We start from the raw sequence: 25,136 nt of genomic DNA on the forward strand, positions 1-25,136 counted from the left end.
CCGTGAGTTCACTGCAACTGTTTACCCAATGATGAGCGCCTGACCTAACAAACGAAGCGCGAACCAGTGGGCAAACCCTCCTCTTAGAATGTGCGCTGTAGCGAAAGAGAAACGAAGTCGCGATCTTTCATCGATTGTTTGTATGACGGGAAACTCGTGTCATCCAGGAACGTACCTTCCGGCCCAAAGAAATGGGTGTAGGTAAGCCCCGCTTTCCAATCGCTGAGGTATGTCGCCTTCAACCCGACACTGACATCTCCGACATGGTCTCCGTTAAACGACCCCACTACTGACGAGTTGCCAATACCGAAGCCCAGACCCAATGGCACGGAGATATCTACCCCAGAAAAAAACTGGCGATAAGATGGCTCGTAGAGTACGCGTATGTTGGCCGCATCTCGATCAGCATTGGGGCTTAGAAGATCAGGGTTCTTGGTAATACTCGTGCGTCGATTCCAAGCGACCTCCCCGAGAAAACTGGCTTCATTTGAGATGAAAGATGGACCCAGGGTCGCCAACCAAGACACTTGCGCATGCAGGGAATTACCTACGGCATAAAGCGGATTGCCATCGTTATCGCCGGTGCCTGTCAAATCGACCGCGCCACCGCTGATCAGAGGAGTGTTGCGACGCACAGATACTTCGCCGGCAATGTTGTAGTCGCCAAACGTGCGACTGAAACTCGCCCCGTAAGCAGTGATATCTTCCGGAAAAACCCATCGGTACTCACCGATCTGTCCACTGACAGGATTGAGGGCACCAGGTCGCAAATAAAGCTGAGGTGTTTTGTCGTGGTAACGGATCGCGTAGATGCCATAGTCCGTTTCATCGACGCTGAAGCGTACTTGCAAGCCACCTTGCCCGGAATTCCTGGCCTTCATGTCCTTCCCTCGGAAGAACGCCAATGGCCCGCCTCCCGGTATGACAGGAGGACCGGCGATCAATCGCTCGGCACCATCTCCGATAACATCGAGGGTCGAGAAATAGCTGCCAGCAGCAGGCAACTTCGTTTCCTCCCACCTCCACTGGTAATAGGCGCCGATGGAGACGTCCGGCGTTAACTGAAGCTGCCCGGAAAACTGCTGGACCGGGCGAATCAGCTCCTTGAACTGGGTATTGGGTACAGACAGAGCTTTCACTGCATCTATCGGTGCCATCCCACCTGCAATGCCGTTGGCACCAAAGAACAGGCTCTCACCCCAAATCAGGGCATGCCTGCCCGCTCGAAAGGTGGCCTTGGTATCCCCGATAGGCACTCGGCCATAAACAAATGCATCCAGCAACTCGGCCTTTCGCCCGTGCAATTTCTCGGTATCGCTGGTGAACTCGTCAAAGGGACGGGAAAAGGAGTTAACCGTGCTCGGCGAATTATTATCGTTGGATTCGTTATAAACGGTGTCATACCAGCCAGCTCCCGACAACCGTGCGCCGAAACCCTGGTAGCTCATATCCAACTCTGAGAGAACGTCGAACCGGTTGGAAATCAAGCCCTTGCTGAAGTCTCGATCACCGTCATCCTGGTTGACCGAGGAAGTCAACTTATCGGACGCCCCCTTGACACGAAAAGCACTGTTGTACTTGACCGTATTGTCCCACCGAAGCTTGAAATCTGGATTTTCAGTGTCAATCACGAATGCATAAACACTCGGCGACATGATAGCTATTATGGAGATAGCGAGTGGACGTAAGGCTTTATTTTTATTCATTTTATTGGTTCCGCTAGTGCCTGATTCATAGTCATCGACCAATGGAACTACCCATCACTCACCGACAAACGCCGGAGTTGTGTCAGAGCATTCCCACGGAAATTAGATTACGAAGGCATCGCGGCGTCCGTTAGCCTAATTTGGCATCACAAACGCAGAAGCATTGAAATCCCACTGCGGCAAGCCTGACTCATCCAGAAGTCGATGAGAGTTCGCAGAATGTCCCATCCTGTCGACTCCAGTTACAGAGTAGTCCAGCGATTTTGGTGCATGCCAATATTGGATAACACCCCCCTCCTTCTCTTTGTATCTTGTTCGTCAGCACTAAGATCGACATCAAATCTTTTTGCAGAGGTTGGACAGCAGTGGTCGACTGAAACCCTCTGCACATGCAAAAACGATATAAAAAGGAGCGAACGGTGACCAACATCGAATTGCTGCAGCGCAGAAATCAGCTACTAGGCAAGGCTGCACCGCTTTTCTATGACACACCGCTACACATTGTGCGCGGCGAAGACGTCTGGCTATTTGACGCCGACGGTAAACGTTATTTGGATGCCTACAACAACGTACCGGTAGTGGGGCATTGCAACCCCAAAGTAGTAGAGGCTCTTTGCAAACAGGCAGCCGATCTCAACATACATACCCGATACCTACACGAGAATGTAGTCAATTATGCCGAGCGCCTGACAGCGACTTTTGACAGATCACTGGATATGGCCATTTTCACCTGCACCGGCAGCGAAGCCAATGAATTGGCCTTGCGCATAGCCAGGATGACAACCGGCGCCAAGGGCATCATTTGTTCGAACTGTACTTATCATGGCAATACGGCGGCAGTGGATGAGCTGTCGACCATGTTTACCGGTGGCGTCACCGGAAGTCTCAATGTACGTGCAGTGCCATTCCCCGACCTCTATCGTCCGCTCGGCGGCCTACAGGGCGAAGCACTCATCGACACCTATGTCGCTGAAGTCGCAAAAACAATCGAAGCATTGAAGGCAGACGGCTTGGGGTTCGCCGGGCTTTTGATCTGTCCGATCTTCGCCAACGAGGGCCTGCCTGGCGCTCCCTCCAGCTACGTCCAAAAAGTAGCTCGCTTGGTTCGCGAAGCCGGTGGCTTACTGATCTTTGACGAGGTCCAGTCAGGCTTCGGTCGCACCGGACATATGTGGGGGCAGGATCAGGTCGGTGTTGTTCCGGATATTGTCACCATGGGTAAACCCATGGGCAACGGACATCCGATCGGCGCCGTGGTGTCTCGAGCAGATCTGGTCAACAACTTCCGCGAGCGGGTGATGTACTTCAACACTTTCGGGGGAAATCCAGTCTCCTGCGCAGCAGGACTGGCTGTGCTGGATGTTATCCAGGAAGAACGACTGTTGGAGCATGTTGCCCAGGTTGGCGAGCATACGCTCAAGGGTTTGATCGCACTCCAGCAGCGCCACGAGATCATCGGCGACGTCCGCGGTTCAGGGCTGTTTTTCGGCATCGAACTAGTGCTGGACCGCAACAGCAAAGAGCCAGCAAGGGACTTGTCCAAGCAGGTGGTCAACCTAATGAAGGACCGCGGTGTTCTGATCAGCCGCCTGGGACCGAACGACAACGTACTCAAAGTGCGCCCGCCGCTGCCTTTCACGACCGAACACGCCGACCTGTTCATCAACACCCTCGACGATTGCCTGGCAACCCTGTAGGAGCCGCCCATGAGCGAACACATTGAAATTAGCCAGGAGCAGATGCTGAGCAATCTGCTGGGGCTGGCACGGGCGTCGTTGCATCACTGGAACATGGACTGTCTGGACGTCAACCTAATCAAATACCGCGAAAACGCAGTATTTAAAATCGAGACTACAAACGGAAACCGCTACGCCCTCCGTGTGCACCGTGGTGGCTATCACTCGGACGCAGCGTTGCGCTCCGAGCTGCAATGGATGGCTGCACTACAGCAATTCGGAATCGACGTGCCCGTAGTGGTACCGACCGACAAAGGTGAGTTGTTCATTCTGGCCACGCTACCCTCCACTGGCGAAACCTTACAGATCGACCTGTTCGAGTGGATCGAAGGTCGCCAGCTCGGCACGGCCGAAGGCGGCCTCGGCGATGACATACAGCAGATCCAGCATACTTACCGGACCATTGGAAACATCGCCGCACGCCTCCATGAGCACGGCAGACAATGGCGTCGACCCGAAGGGTTCAATCGACATGCCTGGGACGCTGAAGGCCTGGTCGGCGACTCCCCTTTCTGGGGGCGCTTCTGGGAACTGCGCAGCCTCAACGAAGAGCAACAGCAACTAATCCTGACGGCACGAAACATTGTTCGCTCCGAGCTGCAAACAATTACCCAGGCCCCCGAGCACGACGACTACTACGGCCTGATCCACGCCGATTTTGTGCCGGAGAACCTGATGATCTCGGGCGATACCGTGCGTCTGCTGGACTTCGATGACGCTGGTTTCGGATGGCATCTGTTTGAACTGGCCACTGCGCTTTACTTCGTCCGCCGAGATGCGAATTTCAAGGTTGCTCACGACGCTCTGATCGAAGGCTACCGAGCATATCGAGTTCTACCTGAAAAGGTCCTGGCCAAACTGCCGGTCTTCATGATGGCACGGGGCTTCACCTACTTGGGCTGGGTGCAAACCCGAGAAGGGTCGGACGTCGCCAGGGAACTCGCTCCCTTCTTGACCGAACTGGCATGCGATCTTGCCGCCGAATTTGTCAAGACCTATAGCAGTTCCGCCAAAACCGAGTAAATGGCCAACCATCGATATACGACAGCCCATACAACGGCGCGGTCAATCAAAGGGGTGATGTATGTTTAGATTGAAAGGAAAAGTAGCCTTAGTGACCGGCGCCAGCCAGGGCATCGGCCAGGGCATCGCCGAGGTGTTCGCCAAAGCAGGAGCTCACGTTGTGGTGGCGGCCCGCAATGCTGAAAAAGGTCGCAAGGTAGTCGCCGACATCATCGCCAGCGGCGGCCAGGCACAATGGCAGCAGACCGACCTCAGTACAGCGGATAATGCCAGGCATCTGGTCGAAGCTGTACTCGCAGAGCACGGCGCATTAGATGTACTCGTGCATAACGCTGGGGTATTCCCGATGGCGACGATCGACGACCTCAGCGACGCGCAACTGGAAGAAACCTTGACGGTAAACCTGAAGGCCGCCTTCTGGCTGACTCAGGCAGTGACACCATCGATGCGCGAACGCGGTCATGGCCGCATTCTCTTCACGTCGTCAGTAACTGGCCCACGTGTGGCGATGCCGCTGCTGGCTCACTACGCGGCCAGCAAGGCCGGGCTGAATGGTTTCATCCGCGCCGCTTCGCTCGAATACGCACGAGACGGCATTACCGTTAACGCCGTTGAGCCCGGCTACATCCTCACCCAAGCAATGGACCAACTGGTCAGTCGCGAGGAACAGGCGGAAATGGCCACCCAGGTACCGATCGGAAGACTCGGTCACCCTCACGACATCGCTCACGCCATGCTCTATCTGGCGAGCGACGAGGCGAACTACGTCACCGGGCAGAGCATCATCGTCGACGGCGGATCATGCACACCAGAAAGCTCAGTTCAATTGCAAGGCTTCTATACAGAGCGCGGCTGATAAATAGTGATGCCTCAAGGCAAAAATCCTGCCATTGCGCTGGCTGATACCGATCCGGCGCTGGTCATTGAGTGTTTAAGTCGAGTTGACTGGCTGGACGCCGACTGCGAAGCCAAGCCCGTGTGTTGGCGCCGCTAAGGCCGGGGAACATTGCCCCGCCTGAAAATAACGATGGGGCGATGTGATCGTCATTCCCCGGGCAGAGATATAGCCCATTTACGCCAGATCAACCGTGACACTTGCGGCATGCACGCCACTAGTGTCCGGTAAAAACCGAAGGGGGAGCTCGCTCCCCCTTGCTGTTGGCGGCTGTCAGTCATAATCGGATTTTTCAGTCTCGATTTTGACTCATGTTTACCAGCACCCGTTTAGCCCACCTACTCAGTGCGATCCCCCGTCAGTTTTTCCGGCAATCCACCGAAAGGCACCAGGCAGATCGCTACGTCAAGCGCTGCATGTCCTGGCAATTGCTGGTGACACTGATCAGCGCTCATTTGACCCAAGCCTCAAGCCTGCGGTCCTTGGCGAATTTCTCCGAAACTCTAGGCCCGCATAGCTACCATCTTAAAGCCAGCCCTATTGCCCGCTCGACCCTGTCCGATGCCTTGAATAAGCGCGACTACCGACCTTTCCAGAACCTCTGCGAGTTTCTGCTGCTCGGCATCAGCCGCCAGCAGCACAAGGAAGTCGGTGCCATGGTGAGCCTAATTGATTCCACTTCGATCACCTTGCGCGGACCTCACTTCGATGACTGGACAGCCGCGACGAAAACCCGCATTACACAAGGCCTCAAAGTGCATGTCGGGCTGGATCTGGCGCAGTTGGCCTCGGTGTACGTGAACATTACCCCCGCCAACGTCAACGACATGAGCGCATTGAACATGCCGATTAAGGCCGGCATGACGCATGTTTTTGACAAGGGCTATTGCGATTACAACTGGTGGCACCAGTTGCAGACCAAGGGGGCTTTCTTCGTCACCCGCTTGAAGAAAAACGCCAATATCAAAGTGCAGCACGAGCACTCGACCGCAGCCGAGCAAAGCCCGGTCATGACCGATGAAGTCGTCCAGTTTGGCAAAAAGCATTTGGCCGGCAAACGCCTGAATGCCTACCGGGAAACACCGGTAAGACGTGTCATAGTTGAGCGTGAGGGCCATGCCACACCGCTAATCCTGGTGACCAACGACTTCACGAGAACAGCTGAAGAAATCGCAGCCCTGTGCAAAGATCACTGGAAGATCGAGCTGTTTTTCAAGTGGATCAAACAACATCTGAAGCTCAACCGCTTCTATGCCTTCTCTGAAAACGCCGTGCGCTTGCAAATTTACAGTGCCTTGTCAGCTACTTGTTACTGCAACTTTTCCATCGTCGCTCAGGATTTACCGGCTCGTTGTTCGAGCTGACGGTTCACATAGCGCATGTCCTGCATGAACGGCCCACTATCCCAGCGTTGAGGGATCGACGAAGGCTGGAGCGAGAAAAGCTGAAGGCTGCCCAAGGCAGCCTTCAGCTATGAAACGTGTTTACCGGAGACTAGTGAGCATTCACGTGAACTCATGCCGAAGCGCGCCTTGAAGGCTGTGTAGAAGTAATCGCCAAAGCCCCATTGACCACCGAGTGTTGAAAGGGGCCGCCCGACTGGTGCCCGACGCAGAACCTCGGCACAACGCTCAAGTCAGCAGCCTTTGATGTGCTGCGAGACCACCAGCCCGCGGCGAGCAAACATCCGATACAGCCCCCCGAACAGAAACACCGACCTGACGACCGATCAATTCCGGACACAGACCAGCTTCGTGGATGTGCGCATCGATGAAAGCAATAGCCTTTCGAAACAGACGATTGCGCCTGTCCGGCCCCTCACTTACCTCAATGACTGCGCGCAATAGCACCAACAGCACCTCCAGCGTAGCCTCGCCATCGCGGCCCATTGGAAAATGACCCGATCTTCCCATAGAAACCTTCACTCAAGCAGCACCCGGCAAGCGCCCCGCAGATTCGATTGATATCTCGGCATCCAGACGTCCCAGGCCACAGTTGGGCCTGACGAACTGAAACTCATAGCCCTCCCCCCTGCCGGAAATTGCTCGTCAGAAAATCAGGTTCGAAATCGCTGAACCAGCTCTTGGAGCTCTCTTCCCAATCGTGCAAGCTCTGCACTGGAAACTGCAGTGCGCTGACTTGCATCGGCGCTTTGTTCTCCAATGCCACGAACCCGGCTGATGCTTCCATTGATGACCTCTGCAACTACACTTTGCTGCTCAGCCGCAGCGGCGATCTGCTGGTTCATTTGCTCAATCGTACTAACCGAACGGGTAATGCGGATCAGAGCATCGCCAGCTTCGCTGGCCAGAGCAACGGTTCGCTGAGTTTGCTTACAACTGCTGTCCATCTGGTGCACCGCGTTACTCGCCAAGGTTTGCAGGCCAACTATCAGCCTTTCAATTTCCTCGGTTGAGTCATGAGAGCGGCGAGCCAGAGCGCGCACTTCATCGGCGACCACCGCAAATCCCCTCCCTTGTTCGCCCGCACGGGCCGCTTCGATGGCCGCGTTGAGCGCCAACAGGTTAGTCTGTTCGGCCACCCCGCGAATGACTTCGAGCACGCTACCAATGCGCATGCTTTCCTGATTCAACGCGGCGATAGCGTCAGAGGAACGCGCCACTTCAGTTGCCAGACCACCGATCTGGCCGATTGCCTGCTGCACCACCCAATTGCCTTGCTGCGCCTGCGAATCAGCCTGTTGGGCCGCCTGCGACGCCTGCTCAGCGTTCCGGGCGACCTCCTGCACAGTCGAAGCCATCTGGTGCATGGCTGTAGCTGTCTGCTCGACTTCCAGCTTCTGCGTCTGCACTCCACTACTGGTCTGAGCAGTAATGGAGGAAAGTTGTTCTGCGGAGCCAGATATCTGAGTAACGCTCACACCTATGCGCCGAATCAGGTTCCGTAGATTGAGAGTCATGCCTTGCATGGCCGTCATTAGTTGGCCAACCTCATCACGACGCTCTGATGTGATGTCCTGGCTTAGATCACCCCCGGTAATGCGCTGTGCTAAGACCACTGCCTGGCGCAGCGGCAGGACGATTTGACGTGTTATCAACAAGGAGGCGGACAATCCGATCAGCACAGCTACAAAGCCCATCAACCCGAGCAGAAACAGCACGCGGTGACTGCCAGAGCTCATCGCTTGGCCTTGCAGTTTTTTGGCCGTTTCAGCCAGCGTTAGCACAGTCAGAGCTCGGTCAAGCATCACTCCTTCAATCTCGGCAGTCTTCTTAACCACACGCTGATAATTGAAGAAAGCGTCCTGGTAACTCTTGAGTGCAGCAAGGGCTGCATCGATGTTATTGCGCTGCCTCTCATCCAGCCAGATGCTCAGATTACGTGCGAGTGCGCCCTGCTCTGTGCTGATAGAGAGCCAAGCGTCCAAAGCTTCGGCAGATCCATCGATTATGTACAGACTTTCATTGCTACGCAGGTCGAGCATGCGCTTGCTCATCCCAGACACTTTTTCGGCCAAATCCAGTGGATCATTATCATTGGACTGACCGCTCTCAGAGTTCTTCTCACGCAGAGCATCGTATATATCCAACTCAATTGTCTCGAACTGCCTGCGTGCCTCGTTGGCTGTCTGGGTCATTTGCTGTCGAGCCTGGAGGGCTTTAGCATGCTGCTCAACAAACGCCTCAAATTGTTCGAGATAAACCGATGCAGCCTGGTCCATAGCCTGCAGACGAGCCTTCTCGTCCCCGTCCACCGACTCCGGATATTGCCCGAGCAGCTCACGCACACGAGCAAGCCCTTGGCGTACCGCCTGGGCGTCAACCTCGGCACGGCTGATGGCAAAGTCCCGCTCACTGCGCCGTGCTTGCAAGATCAGCGTATCAATGGTCGACAGTTGCATGACCTGCCGGTACTGCCCGAGCACCGAGTTTAGGGCAAAAAAACCTGTGCCCATCACCGCTATTGTCAAGAAAAGAACCAACCCGAAGCCACAGAGCAATTTCTTGCCCACAGAAAGATCAACTAATAAGCGCCTGACAAACTCAAACATTTTGAGCACTCCATTCTTTTTGATGGCGCGACGCGCTGGACTTCTTGGCAAAAACTAAAGCCTTCCAGGTACACACCCGGCCTCGTGCAAGTCGACCGTACGAATATGGGAGTTATGGCACACTTTGAAAAATCGAAAAAAATGCCAGTCCTGCAGCTATCAGACAGACTTCCAATTGCTCACATTGCCAAAATCGACCTCCGTATGCCTTATGACTGACAAAGCCGATTACGTAACAATTGGAGGACAGATAAAGAGAGCACCGCAAAATTTTCAGCTGCATGAAATTACACCTAAAAAAATGGCGCCCACTTAGCTAAGTGGACACCATTTCCCGGTTTAGCGGCGTTTAACAGGTGACAGTGCCAAATATAGATAGATTATCTAGCGCAAACTGTCGCCGACCAGCGAGTCGGCCGAGAACGCATCTTTGTCGAAGCGTGGGGTGAGCGCATACTGTTTCGGTTTGTTATTAATGATAGCCTCAAAGCTTGTACCCGATATGAGGTCGTTAAAACCAAAACTGGTCATCACCACTGCCGGAGCGTCAGGTGCAACAACGGCGTCCGCATGAAGTGTCTTCCAGAGTTGACCATTAGCGTCCCAGCGATCGCCCAACAAGCAGATCCAACTGTCTTCATCACAGTAATAGCGACTTCTCACCGCTTGGTGGCGCTTGCCATTGCGCAAGGTGGCTTCCACCACCCAAACCCGGTGCAATTCCCAACGTACGTGCTCAGGGTTGATGTGATGCTTGGACAGCAACTCTTTGTCATCTTTTACCTGAAGCGCACCGTTACTGTTGTAAGGGACATACTTTTCCTGTTTGCCGATAATTTTCCAGTCGAACCGATCGAGCCGACCCGCGAAGGTCGTGACTTCGTCGAAGCTCATCACCCCGGCAGTGGCCGGCGATGGTGTATCGCAACAGGCGTTTGGCAGCTTGCGCACCCGACGTTGGCCAACGAGATATACCCAAGCTTGTGACTTGTCACCGTCCAGGTTTTCGATGCCGGCAAGCGCCTCTCCTGCACGGATTGCAGGTCCCGTGGTATCCAGTCGGGAGCGCCAATAATTATTGGTCTTGGCCAGTTCTTCAAGATTACTGTCTGGCAAGTAGTAAGGCATCTCGATGTTTTGAACCATGTCAGAAACCAGTACGGCGTCGCCATTGGCGGTCAACTGATAGCCCTTGAACATTTGCGATGTTGAAGTCCCACGCCAGCGCAGCACGTGATTCCACATCAGCTCCGCACCGCTTTGCGGAATGGGGAAAGGAATACCGCCATAGACACCTTGCGGAATGTCACCATTCATCTTGCCATTGGTCGCATTTTTGAAGGTGTTGTCATACACCCACTGTGGTGCGGCTGCGGTTCGATGGGTCTTGTAAACATTGACCCGGAAGCTTTCCGGGTACTTCTTCAACAACGCCTGGGTCCCATCGGTGAGCTTATCGGCATACTGGCTGACATTCGCTGGCGTAATTGAGAACAGCGGTTTCTCATCCTTGAACGGATCGCCACGACGCCCGCCCGGCTCGTCCCCAGGAATTGGCTTAGTATAGCCACCCGTCCAAGCAGGGATTGTGCCATCCTTGTTCCCGGCCTTTTCGGCTCCTAACGGAGTGAGTTCGTTGTTCAGCTTCGCAGCCTCTTGGGCAGAGACGGCTGCAAACGCCTCAGGACCACACGCTAGCAAGGCTACTAGCAGCGGGGGGAATAATAGTTTGCTCATTTGTTTGCTCCTGTGTTTTAACTTGCGGTGGAGCGGCATATTGAAAGCGCCCCTGAGCGATTTTTATAAGAAGCGTTTTATCTTTCACTACTCAGTAAATTGCACCTCATCGCAATACTGATGCCTGCAAGAGTACGAAGCGCAAAAGAGTAGTGTTAGCCAGATTTGGCATAAGGTAAAACAACTCGTGCCATCCGTCAGAAGGCAGAGGCTTCCCCCATCGATAACGGAAAGTGGCGACTGCATCACCAGCCAAGCTGGCTATCGGGCCTGATTGAACGACAAACCGAACCTCTAATCCGATTTCCGTACAATCACAATGATGCACCCGAGAGAGAGGGCGATTTTCAATGGATAATCGATGCAGGTCGATGACCAAGCTGGATTTCCCATCAATGCCGATCCTGATCGGTATCGAGAAGGCTATCTATATTGGCATCGGCCAGACTGTCGATACCGAGGCGATAAGCTGCAAGAGGTTCCCGAAGACATCGCAACCCGCAGTGACGCTTTGATATTTTATAAACGCGCTACAGAGCGCGTATGTCCCGCTTTACGCGATTTAATGTCTCCGAAGGAAGTTCATTGAATATTTTTTTATACTCAGAGCTGAAACGACTCAAATGCCAGAACCCCCAACTAGCCACAACGTCTTTCACTTGCACCGCGCCATCACCTGCACTCACCAAATCACGACGAGCGCCATTCAGCCTGAGCAGCCGAAGGTAACTAACCGGGTTGATATTCAAAAGATCCTGAAAACTGTATTGCAATACTCGTCGAGAAACACGAAGCTCACGACAGACATCAATAATCTGCATGGGCTCTGAAATATTATCAACTAAAAATTCGCGTGCCCGGCGCACGATCTGCACATGGTTGAACTCTCGATGGACAATCGCTGGTACTGTAAAATTTTTCAGGATAACAGGGGCCAGTGTCTCCATCGCCTTTTGCATCAAGGCTGAGCGTACCTCAGGATGACTAAGCATCTCCGGATCGTCATGACATACGTCGAGCATACCAAGGAACACTTTGGTCATGCTTGCCGTGCATGTCGAGTCGTCGACCAGGAACATCCCACGTTTCAGCCAGTCTTTTACCGACACATGTTCGACTGCCTCCATATATTCAGCAACCACTTTACGAGAGACTGCCACAATCAGCAATTTTGTCGGGGGAACCAATGCATCATAATCATTCTCGCCTCTAAAAATGACGAGATCATTTTCCATCCAGCTTCGACCATTTATTCGCCCTTCGCGCTCCATGCACCAAGGCAGGGCAAAAACAAATGAATCAGCCCACGCAATACCAAGTTGGTGGCTCGTTACATTTCCGATCTCTGTATAAATCTGTAATCCAGAAAGCCATAACTCCTTAGTATTACATTGATATTGCCCTGAAGAAAGTTGAATGTACTCCAGATCCCAGCCATCAAACGCTACAGAATTGGTGAACGGGTCTGAGTGATGACCCGCATGAACATAGTAATCTCTAGTACGGCAAACACTCTCTGATCTCATATTGTTATAGCCTTCGAAAGATACGACTTTTGCCAACGCACCGAAAAATCCGGCCACTAAAAAACAAGCAAAAGACGTTCCAGAAAGCTGAAAAACTCAATAACCTCATCACCAAATTTATTAATATGACGAACTGCTAATCAAAACACAAAAAATCGAAGCATGGTTATAAAAAACACCACTCCTACAAACATCCAGATATTTTGATAACATCCAAAACAGGCTCGACTTTGATATCGAGAGCATTTCGGCCGGCTACCCCCGCTCAAAACGTAACGAAAATTCGCGTTTTTAATGCAGTGTAACCAAAGTACACCCATCCAGAATTCGGGCTCGCCATATCACTGATAAAGAAGAAAAAAGAGTAAAGGTGAAAGATCGGCCGAGTCCTTATAAAGAAAAGTTACGACCGATCTGCCTCTAAAATGATCGCCTTCTAAAAATGTGCCCTATTCATGTGCATGACCGCAGTTAGCACCACAAATATGACCTTTCATCGCGCTGCGCTTTATCGGCCGCGAACGCTCAAGGGATAACTCGCCCCCGTCTAAGCGAGGAATGACACCTGCATCAAAAACATCCTTCCCCCCCATCACCGTACGCAGGACTTGCGTGTTGGCTAATTGGTCGAGGCTGCATGTCCGAATATTTTGATCGATGATGGCAATATCGGCCTTATATCCCGGCATCAGCGCACCTATACCTTGCCATTGCATCAGTCGGGCATTGTTTATCGTCCAGGCGTCGAATGCTTGTTGTCGATCGATTGTGTTACCAGGGCCGGAATGCTTGCGCCCCGAACCTGAAAATTCGCGCGTCTCAGCAAGCGCCATGTGCTCGAATGGACTGGTTGGCCCCCAGTCAGAACCCAGCCCGACGTTGGCACCGGAAGCCATCATCTTACCAATCGGCACCAGATCCGGGAGCACATGTTCGCCAATACGCTCCTGATACAAATCTCCCTTGCCCCAGCAGAAGCTCAAGCTGCTGGTCAGATGGAAGTTCAGTTCGGCATAACGCTTGATAGTTTTCTCATCGATGAGGATATTGTGCTGCATGATCCACTCCCTCTCCCGCACATTCCATTGTGAGAGGAAAGGCTCAAGGGACTCGAGAAACTCTCTGTGATCCTGATAGCCGCCCTGTACCATGTTCAATCGAACATTGTTACGCAGGCAATATTCAATGGCGTTGCGCTCAATGCTTTGTGGTACGAATGTACGTCCATTAGTTGGACGTCCATAGGGATCCTTGTAAGTCTGATCGATTCTAAGAAAACCAGACCAGGCGCCTCCCCCCCTTGCCAGCGACATACCATTAACTCGGTACAAGGGATCGCTGGTTTGCGACAGTTTCATCGCCAGCTCGAAATTCTTGTACACATTCTCGTCAGTTAGGCCGAGCCCTAAATCCCAGGACGTTGGGGCGACATCAAGAGCGGACATGACTCGCATACTCAGGAGACCTTCATCACGTACGCGCTGGTAAGCAGCGATATGGGAAGCGTCCATCACATGCGCCTCATAACATGCGGTTACCCCTTGATTGGCCGCCCTGATTTGACCCGCCAGCGCACCGTGATACCAAAGATCTGCGGGCGGCAGTGGCATCTGCGAAACCACTCGGGTCATCCAGAACGCGCTGTCGTTGTAGTAATTGATCACGCTACCCCGGAAGATACCGGTCAACTCACCGGAATCGTCCTTTTCAATCCAGACATTGTCCACCACATCGGGCAAATCTCGTCCGAGTCCCAGGATCTGCAATGCCTTGGAGTTCAGAACACTGATGTTCGGCACTTGTGGCGCGTAGGCCTGAATCCAGACCGGATGATCAGGCGCGGCGGCGTCGAGCTCATATCGATTTGGCAGACGCCCTTCAGGCAAGTCCCGCCAAGAGCGGCGAATAAAGTAATGGGGTTCACCCACGGGGGTGGTGACAATCCAACCATTGACGGGAGTAACTGCCGCACGCTCTCGAATCCGCGCACGTATATCATCGTGATTGCGTGCATCGTACAGATCGACACACATCGCATCAAAACTGGCGAGGTGAAGAAAATGTGGGTGGTTGTCAATGATGCCGGGAATAACGCAGGCGCCACCAACATCAATTTTTTGTGCTGCGGGCCCCGCTAAACTGCGCATGTCCGCCAACGCTCCGGTAGCAACCACCGAGTCCCCCTCAAGAACGATGGCTTCGTGAGTTTCCCGCCCCTGATTCTGAGTTAAGACAGGGCCACCGAAAATCAGCGTGCGACGAGTTGAACTTTCCATTTCTGGTCCTCGAAGAAGGTCTTTCTGGATTTAACCAACCTGTCAGCCAGCATGCGGCCACACAAGAGGGTTGCAGGTCATTCTCATGAGAGTAAGAGCGCAGCAAAAGCGCCCGTTATCCAGTTTTGGCATCGCGTCTTCACAGCACAGCCTATGCGCACTGAGCAGATGATCTTCATCAGTGCAATAGAAGCAGTTGCCTCCATCGTGAGCGATGTTGTGCAACCTGGTTGGGCCTCTGCCTGATCGGGAGGTGACTAATTACTGTCTGTTGAGCAATAACAGCCAGACTGCTGCTCAATTGATGCTTTGGCAGTCAGCGCCCTATAGAGCAGCTGGTGAGAGAAACAAACCCACCGCGCATCGCCCCGCCGCTGCTTCCCCTCGAAGCAGAATCACTTGCTCATCATGCTGGTCGCTTCCTGCGTGGCTTCAGTGGTTCGGGTTGCAAGTTTCCTGACTTCATCGGCCACCACCGCAAATCCGCGCCCAGCCTCGCCCGCTCGGGCTGCTTCAATAGCAGCGTTGAGTGCAAGCAAATTGGTTTGGCTGGCAATGCTCTGGATAGTGCCCACAATTTGCGTCAGCTGAGCAATGTTCTGCTCCAGCTTCTGCTGATGCTTGGCTTCGGTTTCGCGCAACTGTTCTTGCTCGTGCTGGAAATGGATGTCTACCAGCGCACCAACCGCTCGCAGTGGTGTGCCGCGCTCATCCCTACGGGTTTGGCCACGGGCGCGGAACCAGCGGAACTCACCGCTCTTGAGCTTGAGCCGATATTGAATGTCGAACGCGGCTCTGCCGGTGCGGTCATTCAAATGCTCAGCTAATGCCGTCAGGCTGCGCTCCTTGTCCTCGGGGTGCAGGCGTGAAGTCCAGCTTTCGAGTACATCCGGAAATTCTTCGACTGTCTCAAAACCAAGCAGGCGGCGGAATTGCAGAGACCACCATATAGGGTTTCGTGGGTTAACCGGATCGCCAGCGATCACTTCCATGTCCCATAGACCATCGGTTAGCAACTCGCGGGAAAGCTCGAACCGGGTAAGGGTCACATCCAGCGCTCTTTCGCGCTCCCAGTCATCATGAATATCCCGTATCGATCCGGCGATCCGGAGAGGCACGCCTTGCAGGTCGCGCAGCGTTTCGCCTTGTGAGAAGAACCAGCGGTACCCACCGCCCTTCAATGCCATGCGGATATTCACGCGATACGGTGTCTTCCCGGACTTATCATTCAAGTGTCGGCCAAACGCCTCAAACGCGGTTAGTCTGTCATCTGGGTGCATGCGATCAGACCAGCTGGATATGGCATTGGGAAATTCGCGCTCGTCACTAAAACCCAGCAACTCACGCAAAGTCTGTGACATCCAGCAGATGTTGTTCGGGCTCATCGGATCACCACCGACCACCTCCACGTCCCACAGACCTTCGTTGGACGCACGGTTGATAAGGTCAAAACGCTCCCTTTGAGCTTCAATCTTGTTCTCCGCTGCTGACAATAGCGCGCGAACTGCCTCAAGCTCAGCTTCCAATAAACTGACGTGTGCCAGCAGTCCCTTTTCTCTATTGGCTGCGCTCTCCCATGCGCGCTTGAGTTCTTGATCCCTGGCGCTTGCGCGGAACTCGGGTTGGTCTTGCTTTCCCTCTAAGGCAGCTATGAGCTGCAGGCGAGTTTTTCGATCACCGCGCGAACCTGGAAGACTGAACATTGTGGGCATGCTCTTCTTATTGGATGAGTTCTAAAGCACCTACAGGTACTTGTCATATCGTCACAGCACAGATTTTATGTATAGATGTAGCCGGGATTTTGCTGAGGGCAGCTCACTATCTTCAATAATCCCTGGAACAGTAGCCTCGCGGGGCAGGCGCGAATGGCCCCGCTCACTAGTCACCGCCCATAAGCGTGCGAAGAGCGCGTTGTGCTTCACTCGCGCGAAGACAGTCCATGAATTGATCGACTTCGCTGTCGATGACCTTGCCAAGGGGCTGTCCTGGGTTCAATTTCATCATCGCTTTGGTCTGCTGTAATGCGAGGGGCGGTTTTCCAGCCAGCAACTCTGCCATTGCCCAGCTTCGAACAATCAGTTGTTCCGTCGACAAAACGGCATTAACAATCCCCAATCGCTCGGCACTCGCAGCATCGAAGCCGCTTCCGGTCATCAGCAGCTCCGATGCGCGCCGATGGCCCAACATCAAGGGGAGCAGCGCGCTGCTCCCGCCTTCGGGTACCAGGCCAAGGTCCACGAATGGAAGTCGGAAACGCGCGTCGGTTGCTGCGTAAACAAAATCAAAATGGAGTAGCATCGTTACCCCAATGCCTACTGCAATCCCATTCACTGCTGCTACCACCGGCTTTCTCTGACGGTTCAACTGCTGCAAGAACAGGCGTGCAGGGCTATCCAAAGCCCCACGCCGCACCGCCGCCAAAAAATCGCCAATATCGTTGCCAGCGCAAAAACTGTCACCGGTGCCGGTAATATGAATGACTACGACTGTATCGTCCTTATCACCCTGCACGAATAGACGGGTCAACGCTTCGTACATTGCCGTACTGAGAGCGTTTTTTTTCCCGCTCGGTTGAGGGTGATCGAAAGTATTTTTCCAATGCATTCGCTTTGAATAAGCTCGTCCATTCCGTTTTATCGCACCTTCGATTAGTGGGTGAATCACTCCGTGCCATCGATGGCCACCAGCGTTCAACGGATTACTCTTGCCGCCCCAACTGCCAACCAATTTTGTTTAGAGACGCTCAGACAGCGCGGCAATGCCTTGTCCACCACCGATACAAAGGCTAACCACCGCGTAGCGCCCCTTAATGCGCACCAACTCGTGCAAAGCCTTCACGGTAATTACCGCGCCCGTGGCACCGATAGGATCACCAAGCGAGATGCCGCTGCCGTTGGGGTTGAATTTGTCACCGGGAATACCCAATTCTTTTGCCAACGCCAATGCCTGGGCGGCAAACGCCTCATTGACTTCCCATAGATCGATATCGCTCACCATTAGGTTGGCGCTTTCCAGCACCTGTCGGATAGCCGGCACCGGTCCAATACCCATGTATTTAGGATCCACTCCCGCAAAGCTATGACCCACCAATCTGGCCATGGGCTTAAGCCCCCGTGTCTCAGCCTTCCCCCGCTCCATCAACACCAGCGCCGCAGCCGCATCGTTGAGGCTGGAGGCGTTACCGGCAGTGACTGTTCCATCCCGTTTGAATACCGGCTTGAGCGCAGCCATATCTTCTACCGGACCGTTATGGCGAACATGTTCATCCGTATCGAACAGCGTTACCCCTTTGCGGGACTTCAATTCGACTGGCACGATCTGCTCTTTGAAAAAGCCTTGCTTAATGGCGCGCTGGGCGCGATTGTGGATTTCGTATGCTGCTTGATACTGTTCCTGGCGGCTGATGGTCCACTTTTGCGCAAAGTTTTCTGCAGTCATCCCCATATGCACATTTTCGAACGGGCAGTGCAGCACTCCCACCATGGCATCTACCAATTGACCATCACCCATTCGGTAACCAAAACGGGCGTTGGGTACCCAGTAAGGCGCGCGACTCATATTTTCCGCACCACCCGCCACCGCAACACTACAAACGCCGGTCTCTATCTGCTGGGCAGCGAGAATCACCGCCTGCAGGCCACTGCCGCACAGGCGATTGACAGTGACAGCGGGTGTTATGTGCGCCAGTCCACTCTTAAGGGCAGCCACTCGCGCCATGTATGCATCAGAAGCCTCAGTGTAAATGACATGGCCAAATACACAGTGCCCGACTGCTTCAGTTGCGATACCTGCACGCGCGACCGCTTCACGCACTACGAGCCCAGCGAGCTCACCAGGCGGCTCCGCTTTGAGGATTCCACCCAATGTACCGATACTGTGCGTACTCCACTCAGTACCACCACCTAATGCATTTTCATGAATAAATTCCTCGGTGCACCAACGTCGGTCGGCTAAAAAATCGACATGAACAACTTTATAACGACCCCCGTACTGCCCAACTGCCAAGTCCCAAATTTCACTCTTTGGAGTCTCGATGCAGCAAGAAAAATACTCAGAAGTTCAATAGTTTCAGCACTGCATCAACACTGTCCTTGGCATCACCGAATAGCATGCGTGTGTTGTTTTTATAGAACAGTGGATTATCGACACCAGCGTAGCCGGAGCTCATGCCACGCTTGAGCACGATCGTGTTTTTTCCTTTCCAGGGCTCCAGCACCGGCATCCCGGCGATGGGACTGTCAGCCTCTTCTTGCGCCGCCGGATTAACGATATCGTTGGCACCGATCACGATCGAGACATCCACGTTGGAGAAGTCTTCGTTGATCTCATCCATTTCGTAAACTATGTCGTAGGGCACCTTGGCTTCTGCGAGTAGAACGTTCATGTGGCCCGGCATACGGCCGGCCACGGGGTGAATACCAAAGCGTACCTTGACGCCATTCTCACGTAGTTTCTTGGCAATCTCGTACACGCTATGCTGCGCCTGGGCAACGGCCATACCATAGCCAGGCAAGATCATCACATTCTTGGCGCCTCCCAACAGATCGGCCGTCTCTTGGGCATCGATTGCCTGAACCTCGCCGGCTACGCCTGCCGGACTCGCCGAGCCACCGCCCTTGCTTGAGCCGGAACCGAAGCCACCGAGGATGACGTTGATGAACTTGCGATTCATCGCCTTGCACATGATGTAGCTGAGAATGGCACCGCTTGAACCCACCAGGGCGCCGACCACAATCAGCAAATCATTGCCGAGCATGAAGCCCATAGCTGCCGCGGCCCAGCCGGAATAGCTGTTGAGCATCGATACCACCACCGGCATGTCAGCGCCGCCGATCGCGACGACCATATGTACACCAAATACCAGTGCGACCAGGGTCATCAGCACCAACCAGACTAAACCATCACCTGCGACTGAGCCTTCGATGAAGAACATCCCGAACAGGATCGCCAGCACGGCCATGCCCGCATTGAATAGATGACGGCCCGGAAGCTGCAGCGGCTTGCCACTGATTCTGGCGCTGAGCTTAAGGTAGGCGGCAACAGAACCGGAGAAAGTCACTGCACCAATCAGAATGCCTACGTAGGTCTCGACATCATGGATGGTCTTCTCGACATTGTTAATGACACTGCCATGGTCCAGCGCGTTGGCATACCCGACCAAAACCGCTGCCAAGCCGACCAGGCTATGAAGGATCGCAACCAACTCCGGCATCTGAGTCATTTCGACTTTTTTTGCCAGATACCAGCCGATACCCCCGCCTGCGACCATACCGCCGATCAGGAAGTATTGATTATGGGTCACCAAGCCGAAGACGGTGACGGCCATCGCCAGGCCCGTACCCAACATCCCGTAAAGGTTGCCCCGACGCGCACTTTCCTGATGGCGCAGACCGCCCAGGGCCAGGATGAAGAGTGCGCTGGCACCGATGTATGAAGCTGTGATGACACCTGTATTCATCTTAGGGAACCTTATTTGCGGAACATCCGCAGCATTCGCTGGGTAACGGCGAAGCCACCGACGATATTGATGCTGGTGAGAAATACGGCCAACGCCGCAAGTATCACCACCGGCTGACTGTTACTGGATATCTGAATCAGCGCGCCGATGACGATGATGCTACTGATCGCGTTGGTGAGGCTCATCAGGGGTGTGTGCAGCGAATGGGATACGCCCCAGATCACCATGTAACCGACAAAGCAGGACAGCATGAACACTGTCAGGTGGGCCATGAACGCCGGCGGTGCCACTGAGCCAAGACCTAACAGCGCAATGCCTGCCAGTGCTAGCGGCGCAAGAAATGTCAGCGGACTTGCCGGCTTGGGTTCGGCTTTTTGCAGTACTGCGCTGGCCTTATTGTTCGTATCAACCTTGGGGGCGACCGACAGGCGCGGTGCGGGCGGTGGCCAGGTCACTAGACCCTCCTTGACTACCGTTGCACCCCGGATCACTTCGTCATTCATATTGACGAAAATCTCACCGTTCTTCTCAGGGCACAGCTCAGTCAGCAAGTGGCGCAGGTTGGTGGCATACAACTGGCTGGACTGCGCTGCCAAGCGGCTGGGTAGATTGGTGTAACCGATCAAGGTGACGCCGTGCCTTACAACTACCTCGTTGGCGACCGTCAGTTTGCAGTTACCACCCGCCTCCGCCGCCAGATCGACGATGACGCTACCCCGCTTCATGCTGGAAACCATTTCCTCGGTGATCAACTCAGGGGCAGGTTTTCCCGGGATCAGGGCGGTGGTGATGATGATGTCGACATCCTTGGCCTGCTCAGCGAACAACTCCATTTCAGCTTTGATGAATTCTGGGCTCATGGTCTTGGCGTAACCGCCTTGGCCGCTGCCGTCCTCCCCCTCGAAATTGAGCATCAAGAACTCGCCGTCCATACTCTCGACTTGCTCTTTGACCTCGGGACGAGTGTCGAACGCACGCACAATGGCGCCCATACTTTTGGCCGTGCCGATGGCGGCCAAACCCGCGACACCGGCACCGATCACCAGCACCTTGGCCGGCGGGATCTTGCCGGCGGCAGTGATCTGGCCGGTGAAAAAGCGACCGAAGTGCTGTGCTGCCTCGACTACGGCACGGTAGCCGGCGATGTTGGCCATGGAGCTCAGGGCATCCATTTTCTGAGCGCGGGAAATACGAGGTACCGAGTCCATCGACAACGCCGTGACGCCTCGACGGGACAGTTCTTTTAGCATCTCGGGGTTCTGGGCCGGATACAGGAAGCTGATCAAGGTTTGCCCCTTGCCCAGAAGCTCGACACCATAAAAGCCCAATTCCGGATGCTCAGTCGGTGGGCGTACCTTCATGACGATATCGGATGTGCGCCACAGCTCTTTCGGATCTTCGATAATCTCCACGCCCGCTTCACGAAACTGATCATCGTCGAAATTGGCCAGTGCACCGGCGCCGGTTTCAATGGCCAAACTGAAGCCTAGCGTCTTCAACTGCCTGGCGACTTCCGGGGTCAGTGCCACGCGCGCTTCCCCTTCGTCTATCTCCTTCGGAACACCTATTCGCATCGGATTCAAATTCATTATTTAACTCTCCGAGTACATTTAAAAACCGCGACACAAAGCGTTTTCGGAGAACCCGAAAGCTGCTGAGCGCGCGTTCTTGATAAGAAAAGCCAGGTAAAAACTGTCATCAGTCTTTTCGTTTGCCTTCAAATAAGGCCTATTCAGATCACCGCCAAGCTAAAAATGAAAACTGTATCCAACTGATGCCACGATCAAATCCGTATCGATTTTATTGCCCGCACTCACGCCAGTTCCAACTGCGGGCGAGTCAAAAGTGTATTCCACGCCAAATGTTAATTCGTCACCATCGGAAAAGGTTTTCGTTGCCCCGATGGAGGCTGCTTTCGAATTGATCGCAACCAACATAAGATTCCTTACCGTATCGTCAGAATCAAATGTACGATTCGCGTAACTTACACCGGCACGAACTGCCCAACTATCATTCACTGCATAGTTAAGCCCGATCCTCCGAACCTTTTGATCGTTCCATCCAAACAAGGGGGCAAACTGCGTATCCCCCCATCGAATTCGAAGAAAATCGGCAGCCAGCGTGAGCTTAGGGGTTAAGTTAACAGCAACGCCAATCCCATATTGCTCCGGCACATCCAACGCGCCGTTAGTGCCGGCGAGAGCTTGTTCGCCGTAACCATCGAAGGAACCCATTTTGATTTTTGAGCCATACATGGCGCCGAACGACCAGATATCATTGGCTCGCCATAGGACCCCGGCGCGCCAGCCAAGTCCCGTTGCGAATTCGTACCCTTTGTGTGTCACTCCTGGAAAATTTTCGAGATTAATGGCCGAGACTGCTGGAGCGAGAGAGAAGCCAATTGCCAAATCCGGGGTGGGTTTATAGGTGACTGTCGGCAATATAATTTGTGTGATGACAGTTCCCTTCGTTCCGTCGCTTCCACCAGTAGCAATATTGTTGTCATACTCAAAACCGGCGCCATTGGAGGCGTTTGAAATACCTATCGTCCACTGTTCATTGAGATCATGGTTGTAACCAATCTCCGGGGTAAAACTGACGCCCGCACCATGGTTTGTCATCGGTCCACTACGACTATCCGTATGATCCCAAAGCGCTTGCGTACCAAGATAAAGTTGGTCCCCGACATAAGCCATCCCTGCGGGGTTATTCGCCGCGGCCATGGCATCTTGTGGAAAAGCGATAGAGGCACCCCCCATTCCTTGGGCCTTACTTCCATAACCGGTCAATTGCAATCCGTTCACTGCGCTAGCTTCACCACCCAGAATAGGTAGCAGAACCGCCGCGCAACTTGTGGCCAGGTATTTAACTTTCATGATTCACCCTCTAATTATTATTTTTATTCAGGTAGTGCAATTGGGTTATTTTCTAGGACGCAACAGCCGACGCATCGCGATCTAAGCCGGAAGCTCGATTATTTTTTCATATGACCCAAAGTATTCGAAAACTCAGGCAAGACAATGTTCGGTTTTAATGGACAGTACTCTCCTCGTTAATTAATTCCGCTACGCGTTCACGTAGGATATTTTTCTGGATCTTTCCCGTGAGTGTCTTGGGCAAGTCTCCAAATTCAAAATGCTTGGGAGTCTTGTACCCAGCCAGTCGCTCCTTGCAAAAGACGATCAGGGCTTCGGGGGTAGGCCTGACAGTGTTCGGCTTCAAGGTGATGAATGCCATCGGTGTTTCGCCCCATTTAGGATCAGGGCGTGCGACTACGGCGGCCTCCATAATGTCCGGGTGCAGATAGAGCACCTCCTCGATTTCAAGGCTCGATACGTTTTCCCCGCCAGAGATGATGATGTCTTTGGATCGGTCCTTGATCTCAACATAGCCATCAGGATGAGTGACCCCCAGGTCACCAGTTCGGAACCAACCACCTGCGAAGGCCTTGGCCGTGGCTTCTGGATTCTTGAGATAACCTTTCATCGTTGTATTGCCGCGCACCATGATCTCGCCGATGGTCAGGCCATCCCAGGGCAAGGGGACCATGTCATCAGGATTGCGCACCGAAACGTCCCCGACCAAAGGATGTGGGACGCCCTGCCGAGCCATTAGCCGTGCGCGCTCTGAGAGCGGTAAATTGGCCCACTCTTTCTGCGGCTCACAAATGAGGTTCGGGCCGTAGGTCTCGGTCAAGCCATAAAGATGGGTGACAGTGAAACCCAGATCCTCCATCGCCTTAATCACCGCGCTTGGCGGAGCAGCGCCACCAGTAGCAATCCGCACCACATGATCGAATCTGCGACGGTCGGACTCTGGAGCATGGATCAACATCGACAGAACCACAGGCGCAGCGGCCAGATGGGTTACGCTATGTTTTGCTATCAGATTAAAGACCGTTGCCGGCTCGGTCTTTCGCAGACAGACTTGAGTGCCGCCGACAACAGCCAGGGCCCAGCAATGCGTCCAGCCGTTGCAATGAAACAGCGGCAGCGTCCAAAGGTAGGTGCTGCTTGGTCCGAACCCCATCGACAAAGCGTTGCCAAGTGCATTCAGTGCCGCCCCTCGATGGGAATAGACGACCCCTTTGGGATCGCCTGTCGTGCCCGAGGTATAACTCAGCGAAATGGCCGCATCTTCGTCAACGATCTCGGGTAGCTCACCACAAGGGTCTCCCTTCGCCAGGAACGCCTCATATCCTTTAGTGTGATCGTCTTCCACAATATCAATGACCAAGATATCGAGGGAGCTATCGGCTCGCACGGCATTGGCGACTGCTGAAAATTCTTCATCTACAAAGAAAACACGCGCTTGGGCGTGGCGCAGTATCGCAATAACGGCATTGGTGTCCAGGCGTGTGTTGATAGTGTTTAGCACTGCACCGGACATTGGCACAGCAAAATGCGCCTCAATCATGGCCTGCACATTTGGCGCCATGATCGACACCACGTCGCCTGCTCCTACCCCGGATTTGCACAGCACATCGGCCAGTTGGCGGCAGCGCCTGTTCATTTCGGCGTAGGTAGTACACCGGTTTCCATCAATAACGGCTGACTTGGTCGGAAAAACACGAGCTGCGCGCGCCAGCGTGCTTATAGGTGTCAACGCGATTTTGTTCGCGGGGCCCGGGATAAAGTCGTCAAAAGCTGACCGGACTATGTGTTCAAACTTTTCCATAGCTTTCACTCCTTGGAGCAATGCTCATGATCGCTTTGTAACCTGCAACCCGATCAGTGTTGGAAGCCTCACATTGCCGATGTCTCAGCC

At 53.7% G+C, this 25,136-nt stretch carries 16 protein-coding genes and 3 pseudogenes; 5 read left to right on the top strand and 14 right to left on the bottom strand.

Going from position 1 to position 25,136, the window contains the following annotated elements; translation table 11 throughout:
• Nucleotides 1-83: 83 nt before the first annotated feature.
• Nucleotides 84-1,706, bottom strand: coding sequence for a DUF1302 domain-containing protein (locus ACSFE6_RS01130; protein WP_435425905.1), 1,623 nt, complete (start codon nucleotides 1,704-1,706; stop codon nucleotides 84-86).
• A gap of 419 nt (nucleotides 1,707-2,125) precedes the next feature.
• Between ACSFE6_RS01130 and ACSFE6_RS01135 the strand changes: the two genes are divergently transcribed.
• The 4 genes from ACSFE6_RS01135 (at nucleotide 2,126) to ACSFE6_RS01150 (ending at nucleotide 6,724) form a co-directional block, all read left to right on the top strand.
• Nucleotides 2,126-3,403, top strand: coding sequence for an aspartate aminotransferase family protein (locus ACSFE6_RS01135; protein WP_435425906.1), 1,278 nt, complete (start codon nucleotides 2,126-2,128; stop codon nucleotides 3,401-3,403).
• Between the two features lie 9 nt (nucleotides 3,404-3,412).
• The gene (locus ACSFE6_RS01140) at nucleotides 3,413-4,465 is read left to right on the top strand and encodes a phosphotransferase enzyme family protein (protein ID WP_435425907.1); all 1,053 of its coding nucleotides are present in this window, start codon (nucleotides 3,413-3,415) and stop codon (nucleotides 4,463-4,465) included.
• A 61-nt stretch (nucleotides 4,466-4,526) separates the two neighbouring features.
• Nucleotides 4,527-5,321: an SDR family oxidoreductase gene (locus ACSFE6_RS01145; protein ID WP_435425908.1), complete on the top strand. Its 795-nt coding sequence runs from the start codon at nucleotides 4,527-4,529 to the stop codon at nucleotides 5,319-5,321.
• Between the two features lie 350 nt (nucleotides 5,322-5,671).
• Nucleotides 5,672-6,724 carry an IS4 family transposase gene (locus tag ACSFE6_RS01150; RefSeq protein ID WP_435425909.1) on the top strand — a complete coding sequence of 351 codons (1,053 nt, stop codon included), beginning with the start codon at nucleotides 5,672-5,674 and terminating at the stop codon, nucleotides 6,722-6,724.
• A 692-nt stretch (nucleotides 6,725-7,416) separates the two neighbouring features.
• Here the strand turns inward: ACSFE6_RS01150 and ACSFE6_RS01155 are convergent.
• The 3 genes and pseudogenes from ACSFE6_RS01155 to ACSFE6_RS01165 all read right to left on the bottom strand — a co-directional run bounded on the left by ACSFE6_RS01155 (nucleotide 7,417) and on the right by ACSFE6_RS01165 (nucleotide 11,109).
• On the bottom strand, nucleotides 7,417-8,298 hold the full coding sequence (locus ACSFE6_RS01155; RefSeq protein ID WP_435426022.1) for a methyl-accepting chemotaxis protein: 882 nt from the start codon (nucleotides 8,296-8,298) through the stop codon (nucleotides 7,417-7,419).
• Nucleotides 8,275-9,372 (bottom strand): annotated as a pseudogene (locus tag ACSFE6_RS01160) (HAMP domain-containing protein); the annotation flags it as partial. The pseudogene ACSFE6_RS01160 and the gene ACSFE6_RS01155, both read right to left, overlap by 24 nt.
• A gap of 384 nt (nucleotides 9,373-9,756) precedes the next feature.
• The gene (locus tag ACSFE6_RS01165; protein ID WP_435425910.1) at nucleotides 9,757-11,109 is read right to left on the bottom strand and encodes a DUF1329 domain-containing protein; all 1,353 of its coding nucleotides are present in this window, start codon (nucleotides 11,107-11,109) and stop codon (nucleotides 9,757-9,759) included.
• Between the two features lie 371 nt (nucleotides 11,110-11,480).
• Between ACSFE6_RS01165 and ACSFE6_RS01170 the strand changes: the two genes are divergently transcribed.
• Nucleotides 11,481-11,624: a hypothetical protein gene (locus ACSFE6_RS01170; RefSeq protein ID WP_435425911.1), complete on the top strand. Its 144-nt coding sequence runs from the start codon at nucleotides 11,481-11,483 to the stop codon at nucleotides 11,622-11,624.
• 15 nt (nucleotides 11,625-11,639) lie between these two features.
• Here ACSFE6_RS01170 and ACSFE6_RS01175 read toward each other — a convergent pair whose 3' ends face one another.
• The 10 genes and pseudogenes from ACSFE6_RS01175 to ACSFE6_RS01220 form a co-directional block, all read right to left on the bottom strand.
• A complete protein-coding gene (locus tag ACSFE6_RS01175; protein ID WP_435425912.1) occupies nucleotides 11,640-12,692 on the bottom strand; it encodes a helix-turn-helix domain-containing protein in 1,053 nt (350 codons plus the stop codon).
• Between the two features lie 392 nt (nucleotides 12,693-13,084).
• On the bottom strand, nucleotides 13,085-14,911 hold the full coding sequence (locus tag ACSFE6_RS01180) for an amidohydrolase (protein ID WP_435425913.1): 1,827 nt from the start codon (nucleotides 14,909-14,911) through the stop codon (nucleotides 13,085-13,087).
• Nucleotides 14,912-15,309: 398 nt separating this feature from the next.
• Nucleotides 15,310-15,606, bottom strand: a pseudogene (locus tag ACSFE6_RS01185) (methyl-accepting chemotaxis protein); the annotation flags it as partial.
• A pseudogene (locus ACSFE6_RS01190) lies at nucleotides 15,601-16,623 on the bottom strand (PAS domain-containing protein); the annotation flags it as partial. The pseudogenes ACSFE6_RS01190 and ACSFE6_RS01185, both read right to left, overlap by 6 nt.
• A gap of 166 nt (nucleotides 16,624-16,789) precedes the next feature.
• Nucleotides 16,790-17,515: an enoyl-CoA hydratase-related protein gene (locus ACSFE6_RS01195; protein WP_435425914.1), complete on the bottom strand. Its 726-nt coding sequence runs from the start codon at nucleotides 17,513-17,515 to the stop codon at nucleotides 16,790-16,792.
• A gap of 129 nt (nucleotides 17,516-17,644) precedes the next feature.
• Nucleotides 17,645-18,916, bottom strand: coding sequence for a beta-ketothiolase BktB (gene bktB, locus ACSFE6_RS01200; protein ID WP_435425915.1), 1,272 nt, complete (start codon nucleotides 18,914-18,916; stop codon nucleotides 17,645-17,647).
• 46 nt (nucleotides 18,917-18,962) lie between these two features.
• Nucleotides 18,963-20,369, bottom strand: coding sequence for an NAD(P)(+) transhydrogenase (Re/Si-specific) subunit beta (locus tag ACSFE6_RS01205; RefSeq protein ID WP_435425916.1), 1,407 nt, complete (start codon nucleotides 20,367-20,369; stop codon nucleotides 18,963-18,965).
• A gap of 11 nt (nucleotides 20,370-20,380) precedes the next feature.
• Nucleotides 20,381-21,958, bottom strand: coding sequence for a Re/Si-specific NAD(P)(+) transhydrogenase subunit alpha (locus tag ACSFE6_RS01210; RefSeq protein ID WP_435425917.1), 1,578 nt, complete (start codon nucleotides 21,956-21,958; stop codon nucleotides 20,381-20,383).
• A 159-nt stretch (nucleotides 21,959-22,117) separates the two neighbouring features.
• Nucleotides 22,118-23,245: an OmpP1/FadL family transporter gene (locus tag ACSFE6_RS01215; protein WP_435425918.1), complete on the bottom strand. Its 1,128-nt coding sequence runs from the start codon at nucleotides 23,243-23,245 to the stop codon at nucleotides 22,118-22,120.
• Between the two features lie 154 nt (nucleotides 23,246-23,399).
• Nucleotides 23,400-25,046 carry an AMP-binding protein gene (locus ACSFE6_RS01220; RefSeq protein ID WP_435425919.1) on the bottom strand — a complete coding sequence of 549 codons (1,647 nt, stop codon included), beginning with the start codon at nucleotides 25,044-25,046 and terminating at the stop codon, nucleotides 23,400-23,402.
• Nucleotides 25,047-25,136: the final 90 nt, after the last annotated feature.

The organism is Pseudomonas baetica (genome assembly GCF_051216495.1).
GTDB classification, from domain to species: domain Bacteria; phylum Pseudomonadota; class Gammaproteobacteria; order Pseudomonadales; family Pseudomonadaceae; genus Aquipseudomonas; species Aquipseudomonas baetica_B.

Excerpts from the sequence above, each read along its gene's own strand:
- ACSFE6_RS01130 (WP_435425905.1), bottom strand. The coding sequence starts at position 1,706 with ATGAATAAAAATAAAGCCTTACGTCCACTCGCTATCTCCATAATAGCT.
- ACSFE6_RS01140 (WP_435425907.1), top strand. The coding sequence starts at position 3,413 with ATGAGCGAACACATTGAAATTAGCCAGGAGCAGATGCTGAGCAATCTG.
- ACSFE6_RS01145 (WP_435425908.1), top strand. The coding sequence starts at position 4,527 with ATGTTTAGATTGAAAGGAAAAGTAGCCTTAGTGACCGGCGCCAGCCAG.
- ACSFE6_RS01150 (WP_435425909.1), top strand. The coding sequence starts at position 5,672 with ATGTTTACCAGCACCCGTTTAGCCCACCTACTCAGTGCGATCCCCCGT.
- ACSFE6_RS01155 (WP_435426022.1), bottom strand. The coding sequence starts at position 8,298 with ATGACGGCCATGCAAGGCATGACTCTCAATCTACGGAACCTGATTCGG.
- ACSFE6_RS01165 (WP_435425910.1), bottom strand. The coding sequence starts at position 11,109 with ATGAGCAAACTATTATTCCCCCCGCTGCTAGTAGCCTTGCTAGCGTGT.
- ACSFE6_RS01170 (WP_435425911.1), top strand. The coding sequence starts at position 11,481 with ATGACCAAGCTGGATTTCCCATCAATGCCGATCCTGATCGGTATCGAG.
- ACSFE6_RS01180 (WP_435425913.1), bottom strand. The coding sequence starts at position 14,911 with ATGGAAAGTTCAACTCGTCGCACGCTGATTTTCGGTGGCCCTGTCTTA.
- ACSFE6_RS01195 (WP_435425914.1), bottom strand. The coding sequence starts at position 17,515 with ATGCATTGGAAAAATACTTTCGATCACCCTCAACCGAGCGGGAAAAAA.
- ACSFE6_RS01205 (WP_435425916.1), bottom strand. The coding sequence starts at position 20,369 with ATGAATACAGGTGTCATCACAGCTTCATACATCGGTGCCAGCGCACTC.
- ACSFE6_RS01210 (WP_435425917.1), bottom strand. The coding sequence starts at position 21,958 with ATGAATTTGAATCCGATGCGAATAGGTGTTCCGAAGGAGATAGACGAA.
- ACSFE6_RS01215 (WP_435425918.1), bottom strand. The coding sequence starts at position 23,245 with ATGAAAGTTAAATACCTGGCCACAAGTTGCGCGGCGGTTCTGCTACCT.
- ACSFE6_RS01220 (WP_435425919.1), bottom strand. The coding sequence starts at position 25,046 with ATGGAAAAGTTTGAACACATAGTCCGGTCAGCTTTTGACGACTTTATC.